Source organism: Streptomyces africanus (genome assembly GCF_002150735.1).
Taxonomy (GTDB): Bacteria; Actinomycetota; Actinomycetes; order Streptomycetales; family Streptomycetaceae; genus Streptomyces; species Streptomyces africanus.
The window spans coordinates 1-8,078 of sequence record NZ_MUKA01000365.1 but is presented as its reverse complement, the minus strand read 5'-3'; the positions used below and the strand labels follow the sequence as shown (position 1 = coordinate 8,078).

Here is an 8,078-nt window from a genome sequence, read left to right as displayed (position 1 = left end):
CGGCGGAGCGGGGTGCCGCTGCGCCCACCCGTGCCGCCCCTGGGGGTACCTCCCAGGCCCTTAAGGCACTGGGGGAGGCACGACTGCCCGCAGCTTGGTTACTTCGTCACCGTGAAGTTGTGCAGGATCGCCGCCGTCAGTTCCGGGTCGCCTTCCGTCTTCAGGCGATCGGAGACCGACTCGGGTGTCACACGGCCGCAGGCCAGGCGGACGTATGTCTCCCAGTCGAGGGTGAGGGTGGCGGCGGGGCCGAGGGCGGGGGCCGTTTCGAGGGTGCCGCGGCCCTGGATGTCGACGCGGATCGTGCGCAGGAACTCGACGGGGCCGTGGACGTCGAAGACGACGGCCGAGCTGCGCGGTGCCTGCGCGTCCTCGGCGACCACGCGCGGGAGTTCGCCGAGGAGCACGTCACGGGCGACGTGCGCGCCGGGGGAGTCGAGGTTGCCGGGCCGGCCGAGGGCCGTGCGCAGGTCCTGCTCGTGCACCCACACGTCGAAGGCGTGCCGGCGCATGGACTCCTCGAGGGTCAGCTCCGTGCCGAGCGGGCCGCGCACCTTCGTGCCCGGGTCGCGCGACTCGTTGCGCAGCTGGCGGGTGCGGCGGATGACCACGTACTCCAGCTCGGAGGTCATCTCCGGTGCCGTGTGATGACGGCGGACGTCGACCTGCATCTCCATGTAGCGCTGGTGGTCGTTCGTCACGTGGAACAGGTCGCGCGGCAGCGTGTGGATGGGGCGCGGGTCGCCCAGCATCTCGCAGTCCAGGCCGATGACATGGGAGACCACGTCCCGCACCGACCACCCGGGGCACGGCGTCCGCCGGTTCCACTCGGCCTCCGCGAGCGGCTGGAGCAGCTCGGATATCGCTTCGACGGAGTGGGTCCAGGCGTCGGCGTAGGGCTGGAGGGTGGGATGCAGACTCACGGAACGGGACCCCTCGGCGGTCGGTGCACGGGCAGGTGGTGGCGGTTGCCAGTGGGAGGTGGCGGCTGTCGGCGGGTGTCTTGGCAGCTAAGTTACGCTGCTGTGAGGCACCCCGGCAGTGCTTTCGTGTGACGATCGTAGGCCCGTGGGGAACCCCATGTGGACGGGTCGAATGCCAGGACGGTGGTAGTGTGCGCGCCTCTGTGATCCAGATCGCCGTAGACGAGGGCGAATCGGTCGAATCGCGCCGCCGGCGGGTGGCCTCGATGGTCCGGGAGCAGGCCGGGGCGGATCTCGTCGTCCTGCCGGAGCTGTGGACCACGGGTGCCTTCGCCTACGAGGCGTTCGGGCAGGAGGCCGAGCCGCTCGAAGGACCGACGTACGAGGCGATGGCGAAGGCCGCGAGCGACGCCGGTGTGTGGCTGCACGCGGGGTCCGTTCCCGAGCGTGATCCCGACGGTCCCCTCTACAACACCTCCCTCGTCTTCTCCCCCTCCGGCGACCTCGCCGCCGCCTACCGCAAGATCCACCGGTTCGGCTTCGACAAGGGCGAGGCCGTGCTGATGGGCGCCGGGTCCGAGCTGGTGACGGTCCGTCTGCCGTCGACCACCCTGGGCCTCGGCACCTGTTACGACCTCCGGTTCCCCGAACTCTTCCGCGGTCTCGTCGACGCCGGTGCCGAGACGCTCGTGGTCCCGGCGGGCTGGCCGGAGCGCCGCCGGTCGCACTGGACGCTGCTGGCTCAGGCGCGGGCGGTCGAGAACCAGTCGTTCGTCGTCGCGTGTGGAACGGCCGGGACGCACGCCGGAGTTCCCCAGGCCGGTCACTCGATCGTGGTCGACCCGTGGGGCGAGGTGCTGGCCGAGGCGGGCGCCGGCGAAGAGGTGCTGACGGTGGAGTTCGACCCGGGCAAGGTCGCGACGACGCGGGAGCAGTTCCCGGCGCTGAAGGACCGGGTGCTGGGCCTCCAGCCTCCTCGCAGGCCCTGAGGACGCGCCCTCAGCCCTCCCGCTCCTTCTCCGCCAGGTGGATCACGCACACCGCCACCGCGATCAGCAGCGCCGGATCCGCGTCCTCGCGCACGACGTCCACGCCGTAGGAGTCCCGTACGGTCAGCCACCGCCGGGAGACCACCGCCAGCAGCTCCCCGTCGTACTCGACGGCGAACTCCCGGTCGAGGATCTTGCCGCTGACGTCCAGCTCGTTGCCGTCGGCCAGGGACACCCGGTAGTGGTTGCGCAGCAGGGACAGCCGTTTGCGGCGGATCGTCGCCAGCGGCTCGCCGCCCCGCTGGAGCACCATCGTGTCGCGCAGGGCGAGCATCTTCTGGTGGATGTCGACCAGGACGCGCCCCTGGGTGTCCTTCAGCTCCCAGGTGTCCCGCAGGCGCAGTGCCTTGCCGTCGACGAGGAACACCTTGGAGCCGCGGTCGTCCTCGATCCAGTAGTCGTCGCCGAAGCCGAGGAGCCGGTCGTACACGAGGAATCTCATGACACCAGGGCTTCCCCGGCGCCGCTGCCGAAACGCCGCCGATAGGCCGACGGGCTGAGCCCGGTCACCCGCCGCAGCCGGCTGCGCAGGTTGGCGGCCGTGCCGAGCCCGCTGCGGGCCGCCACCACGTCCAGCCGTTCCTCGCCCCGCTCGATCAGCCGGCAGGCCAGCGCCACCCGCTCCCCGGTCAGCCACGCGAGCGGCGTCGTCCCGAGCTGGGCGCGGAAGCGCCGGTGGAGCGTGGCCGGGCTGACACGCGCGCGTGCGGCCAGGTCCGCCACCGTCAGCGGCTCGCCCAGCCGCTCCTGCGCCCATTCCAGCAGGGGTGCCAGGGACTCGTCCCGCACGTCCGGGACCGGCCGCTCCACGAACTGCCGCTGCCCGCCGTCCCGGTGCGCGGCGAACACCAGCCGCCGGGAGACGTGGTTGGCGATCTCGGCGCCATGATCACGCCGTACGACGTGCAGGCCCAGGTTTAGCGCCGAGGCGCTGCCGGAGGCGGTCAGGATGTCGCCGTCGTCCACGAACAGCACGTCCGGCTCCAGCCGCACCTCGGGGAACCTCGCGCGGAAGGACTCCGCCCACATCCAGTGGCAGGCCGCCCGCCGCCCGTCCAGCAGCCCGGCCTCCGCCATCGTGAAGGCACCCGAGCAGAACCCGACGAGCCGCGCGCCACGCGCGTGTGCCCGGCGTACGGCGTCCAGGACGCGCGGCGCGCGGGGCGTGCCGGTGTCGGGCCGGTTCGGCACGATCAGGGTGTCCGCCTCCTCGGCGGCCTCCAACCCGGCCACGCCGGTGAGCGTGAAGAAGCCGTCCCGCATACGCGTGTGCGGCGCGGCGGCGCACAGCCGGAAGTCGTACAGCTCCCGCCCCAGCTCCGGCCTGCGCAGCCCGAAGACCTCGATGGCGCAGCTCATCTCGAAGGGGTTCGAGTTCTCGTCCACCATCAGGACGACCCGGTGCGGGCGATGCGAGGATCCTTGCGGCATGTGCGATTTCTAGCACTCGCGCGACCCGCACGGCACCCCGGAAGATCACCTCATGACCCAGGAACCCGTCTCCCTCGCCCACGCCCTGGCCTCCTTCTCCGAGCAGTGGAGCCCGCGCATCGTCACCGCCGTCAACGACTACGACGTCCGCGTCGCGAAGGTCGAGGGCGAGCACGTCTGGCACGTCCACGACCACACCGACGAGTTCTTCCTCGTCCTCGACGGCGAGCTGCACATCGGCCTGCGCGAGCCGGCCGGCGAGCGCACGGTCGTGCTCCCCAGGGGCAGCGTCTTCACCGTCCCGCGCGGCACCGAGCACAAGCCGTACGCCCCCGTACCGACCGCGATCCTGATGTTCGAACCCACCGGCACCCTCACGGTCGGCGACCGCCACGACGACGTGCCCGAGCACGTGGACGCCACCACCGGCCACGCCCTGGACCGGCTGTCAGTGCCGGATGACACCCTGGACGCATGAACCACTCCGCACCCCGACGGGCCCGCGTCCGCGCCCCCGAGCTGACCGGCAAGGGCGGCTGGCTGAACACGGGCGGCCAGCAGTACAGCCTCGCCGACCTGCGAGGACGCATCGTCATCCTGGACTTCTGGACGTTCTGCTGCATCAACTGCCTCCACGTCCTGGACGAACTGCGCGAGCTGGAGGACAAGCACCGGGACACGGTGGTGGTCATCGGGGTGCACTCGCCGAAGTTCGTGCACGAGGCGGAGCACCGGGCGGTGGTGGACGCCGTCGAGCGGTACGGCGTGGAACACCCGGTGCTCGACGACCCCGAGCTGGCCACGTGGAAGCAGTACGCCGTGCGCGCCTGGCCGACGCTCGTCGTGATCGACCCCGAAGGGTACGTCGTCGCGCAGCACGCCGGTGAGGGGCATGTGCACGCCATCGAGCGGCTGGTGGCGGAGCTGGAGGCCGAGCACGAGGCCAAGGGGACGCTGCGGCGAGGCGACGGGCCGTACGTGCCGCCGGAGCCGGAGCCGACGGTGCTGCGGTTCCCGGGGAAGGCGCTGCTGCTGCCGTCGGGGAACTTCCTGGTGAGTGACACGACCCGGCATCAGCTGGTGGAGCTCGCCGAGGACGGGGAGAGCGTCGTACGGCGGATCGGGTCCGGCACGCGCGGGTTCGCCGACGGACCGGCGGACACGGCCGCCTTCAACGAGCCGCAGGGGCTCGCCCTGCTCGACGACGGGTCGGTGGTCGTCGCCGACACCGTCAACCACGCCCTGCGGCGGCTGGACCTCAGCACCGGCGAGGTCACCACCCTCGCCGGCACGGGCCGGCAGTGGTGGCAGGGCTCCCCCACCTCGGGCCCGGCCCGCGAGGTCGACCTCTCCTCCCCGTGGGACGTCGCCCTCTGGCAGGGCAAGGTCTGGATCGCCATGGCCGGTGTCCACCAGTTGTGGGCGTACGACCCGCAGGACGGGACGGTCGCGGTCGCGGCCGGGACGACGAACGAGGGGCTGGTGGACGGCCCGGGGGCCGAGGCCTGGTTCGCGCAGCCCTCCGGCCTCGCCGCCACGCCCGACCGCCTCTGGCTCGCCGACTCCGAGACGTCCGCCCTGCGCTGGGTGGACCCGGACGGCGCCGTCCACACCGCCGTCGGCACCGGCCTGTTCGACTTCGGCCACCGGGACGGCGCCGCCGGACAGGCCCTGCTCCAGCACCCCCTGGGCGTCACCGCGCTGCCGGACGGGTCCGTCGCCGTCGCCGACACCTACAACCACGCCCTGCGGCGCTACGACCCCGCGACCGGCGAGGTCACCACCCTGGCCACGGACCTGCGCGAGCCCAGCGACGCCGTCCTCGCCGGCGACGACATCGTGGTCGTGGAGTCGGCCCGGCACCGGCTGACCAGGCTGCGGCTGCCGGAAGAGGCGGTGAAGGTGCCCGAGGTCGCCCACCGCACCCAGCGGGAGGCCACCGAAGTCACCCCCGGGCGGCTCCGGTTGGACGTGATCTTCCAGGCCCCGGCGGGCCAGAAGCTCGACACCCGCTACGGCCCCTCCACACGCCTGCTGGTCTCCTCCACCCCGCCGGAGCTGCTGCGCGGCGGCGAGGGCGCGGGGACGGACCTGTCCCGCACCCTCGAACTCGAACCGTCCGTGAGGGAGGGCGTGCTGCACGTCTCGGCGATGGCCGCCTCCTGCGACGACGATCCCGCCAACGCGTACCCGGCCTGTCACGTCCATCAGCAGGACTGGGGCGTCCCCGTCCGTCTCACGGAGACGGGGACGGACCGGCTTCCCCTGGTGCTGGCCGGGATGGACGAGGCGTAGGTCCTCACACCCCCGCGTCCTCCGGGACCTCCTCGTCCTCCGGCACCGTCTCTTCCCGGGTGGCCTTCCGGCGCAGGTTCTCCACGTCCGTCTGCAGGCCGATGAGGAGCGTGTGGAGCTCGTCCAGGACGCTCACCGGGACGATGGGGGTGTGGTTGCCGACCTCCGGTTCGAGGAGGAGCAGCCGGTCGAGGGAGTCCCGGGCGCCCGTGACGCTCTGCCGCAGGACCTGCCGGTGTTCCGCGGCGCGCTGGCTGGCGGGCCGGTGCACTTCCCGCGGCTGGTCTTCCCGCGGCCGGTCTTCCTGCGGGTGGTCTTCCTGCGGCCGGCCGCCCAGGTCCGGGCCCGGGAGCCAGGCGGCTCGGTGGGTGCCCGCGTCCGTGCTGTCCGTCTCACCCCGGGTCGGGATCACGACGGCCTTGGGAGGGTGCGCCTTGAGGGCTCGCTCAGGGTTGGAAGCCCAGACGACGTCCCACTGGTGCAGCATCACCGGCACACCGTCGGCGTCACGCTCGATCCGGTCGGGACTGTCGAGGTCGACCTTGAAATGGACGTACGGCGTACTGTCCTGCCCTTCCGTCTTCTGCTTGTGGATGAGCTGGCGCATCGTCACCGCGTTCTCCGGCAGGGCGTCGCTGCGGAACCGGTTCGCGGCCAGCGCGAGGGTCCACAGCCCCAGCTCGTTGTGCTGCTGGGACAGGTCCTCGACGACCTGGTTGACATCGGCGCGGAACGGGACGCCGCCCTTCTCCTTGGCGGCCATGAGCGCCGAACCGACGTTCCGGGTGAGGAGTTTGTCGGCGATCAGCGCCACGCCCCCGGCGACGGCCAGGGTGCAGCGCGCGTCGATGTCACCGGCCAGGGCGGGCTTCACCAGGTTCGTGAAGTCGTCCGTGGGGCGGGGCTCCCACTCCTGGATGACGTCGGAGGTGAGGACACCGCCGTTGTTCCAGGCGTTGCGCGCCTGGGTGGTGACGTGCTTCTTGTACGAGCGCCACGGCAGGTCGATCAGTGGACCGAGCAGTTCCGCGAACCCCTTCAGGCCCATGCGCTTTCCGCCCTTGATGGCCTTGGCCTGGTCCTTCAGGGGGTCCAGCAGCTCCGGCCGGGTCAGGGCGTGCACCAGGTAGACGCTGCGCCACAGGGCGGTGCCGGGCGGCTCGCAACCCGTGTCGGCGGCGAACACCCTCGGGAGCTCCTCCACGGGGATGCGGCCGACGGCCAGACCGTAGACGATCTGCAGATCGTCCTTGGGCACCAGGGAGTCGCCCAGCTGGATCACGCGCTTGAGGGCGCGGGTGGCGACCTCGACGTTCTGGGCGGCCGTGTCCCACTGCTTGAACTCGACGTGCACCGAGGCAAGTACGGAGCGGATGGCGTCGTCGAAGATGTCCTCCGCGGCCAGCAGATGCCCGGGGTGCCCCTCCGCCCCGACGGCGATCTGGGCCGGGAGGACGTAGGTCTGGGCGATCTGGGCGGTGCGTGTCCCGGGCTGTTCCTCGGTGATGCCCCGGGCGAACTCCTCCCGAAGGCTCCGGCGCCACTTCTCCCGGTTCGCGGCGAGTCGCTGCCCGAGCGGGCTGCCGCCCTGCGCGGCCGGTGCGGCGGTGTTCTTGCCGAAGAGGGAGTCCACGGCGAGCCCGGCCGTCTCCGCCGCGTCCGCGTCCGGCCCGGCGAGGACGGCCCAGGCACTCGCGAGCCGGGTGATGCCGTCCCGTACGACGAGGGTGTGGAAGGACTCGGTGCCGTCCTCGAAGGCGATCTCGACGGGGTGTGCGATGAGGTTGCGGGTGACCTTGCGGGCCAGGACGGAGGGCGCGTAGCTGTTGAGCGACAGCGTGCCGTGGATGGTCTGCCACACGTGGTTCCGCAGGTGGGCGAGGTCCTGGTAGCGGTAGCGCACGATGGCGCAGGGGCGGTCGGCGTCCGTGATCCCCTGGACCTGGGGATCCGGGATCTCCATGACCTCCATCCCGGTGCGGGGCTGGATGCCGGGCAGCATCTCGCTGAGGTGGACGCGCGTGACGACCGAGTGCAGGGTCGCGCCGTCGACGTTCTCCACCATCAGCAGTCCTGACGGCTCCGCGGCGGTGGGCCTCAGCTGCACGGCGACGCCGTCGGGGCTGGTCGTGGCCCGGGCGACGGCCTGCCAGGCGGCTTCCGGCAGCAGCGTCACCGGGTTGGCCCGGCCCGCCTCGACCACCTTCGCGAGGTCCGCGTCCGCGGTGGCGACCGGCAGCTCGGACTCGACGTTGGACACCAGTACGGATTCGGAACCCCACTGCACGGTGAAGGAGCGGGGGGCGGCTTGAACGGGCATGGGTGAGTCCTCCAGGACACGGGAGCGGATAGGGCGGGCCGGCGCGGGGCCGGGATGCGG

The 8,078-nt window shown here is 72.0% G+C and carries 7 protein-coding genes; 3 read left to right on the top strand and 4 right to left on the bottom strand.

Annotated features, from left to right (window positions below; all coding sequences use genetic code 11):
* Positions 1-98: 98 nt before the first annotated feature.
* The gene (locus CCL05_RS36120) at positions 99-923 is read right to left on the bottom strand and encodes a maleylpyruvate isomerase family mycothiol-dependent enzyme (RefSeq protein ID WP_086564875.1); all 825 of its coding nucleotides are present in this window, start codon (positions 921-923) and stop codon (positions 99-101) included.
* A 191-nt stretch (positions 924-1,114) separates the two neighbouring features.
* On the opposite strand from CCL05_RS36120, the gene CCL05_RS36115 reads away from it, so the two are divergent.
* Positions 1,115-1,912 (top strand): carbon-nitrogen family hydrolase, encoded by a 798-nt coding sequence (locus CCL05_RS36115; protein ID WP_086564874.1) that lies wholly within the window; start codon positions 1,115-1,117, stop codon positions 1,910-1,912.
* A gap of 10 nt (positions 1,913-1,922) precedes the next feature.
* Here the strand turns inward: CCL05_RS36115 and CCL05_RS36110 are convergent, their stop codons facing one another.
* Complete coding sequence (locus CCL05_RS36110) at positions 1,923-2,414, bottom strand: LURP-one-related/scramblase family protein (protein WP_086564873.1); 492 nt, start codon at positions 2,412-2,414, stop codon at positions 1,923-1,925.
* Positions 2,411-3,403 carry a GlxA family transcriptional regulator gene (locus tag CCL05_RS36105; protein ID WP_086564872.1) on the bottom strand — a complete coding sequence of 331 codons (993 nt, stop codon included), beginning with the start codon at positions 3,401-3,403 and terminating at the stop codon, positions 2,411-2,413. The genes CCL05_RS36110 and CCL05_RS36105 overlap by 4 nt, the downstream gene beginning before the upstream one ends.
* Positions 3,404-3,455: 52 nt before the next feature.
* Here CCL05_RS36105 and CCL05_RS36100 point away from each other — a divergent pair, with 52 nt between their 5' ends.
* Positions 3,456-3,881, top strand: coding sequence for a cupin domain-containing protein (locus tag CCL05_RS36100; protein ID WP_086564871.1), 426 nt, complete (start codon positions 3,456-3,458; stop codon positions 3,879-3,881).
* Positions 3,878-5,698, top strand: a complete 1,821-nt coding sequence (locus CCL05_RS36095) for an NHL domain-containing thioredoxin family protein (RefSeq protein ID WP_086564870.1) — start codon at positions 3,878-3,880, stop codon at positions 5,696-5,698. Before CCL05_RS36100 ends, CCL05_RS36095 begins: the two co-directional genes overlap by 4 nt.
* A gap of 4 nt (positions 5,699-5,702) precedes the next feature.
* On the opposite strand, the gene CCL05_RS36090 is transcribed toward CCL05_RS36095, so the two are convergent.
* Positions 5,703-8,018, bottom strand: a complete 2,316-nt coding sequence (locus CCL05_RS36090; RefSeq protein WP_086564869.1) for a hypothetical protein — start codon at positions 8,016-8,018, stop codon at positions 5,703-5,705.
* Between the last annotated feature and the right edge of the window lie 60 nt (positions 8,019-8,078).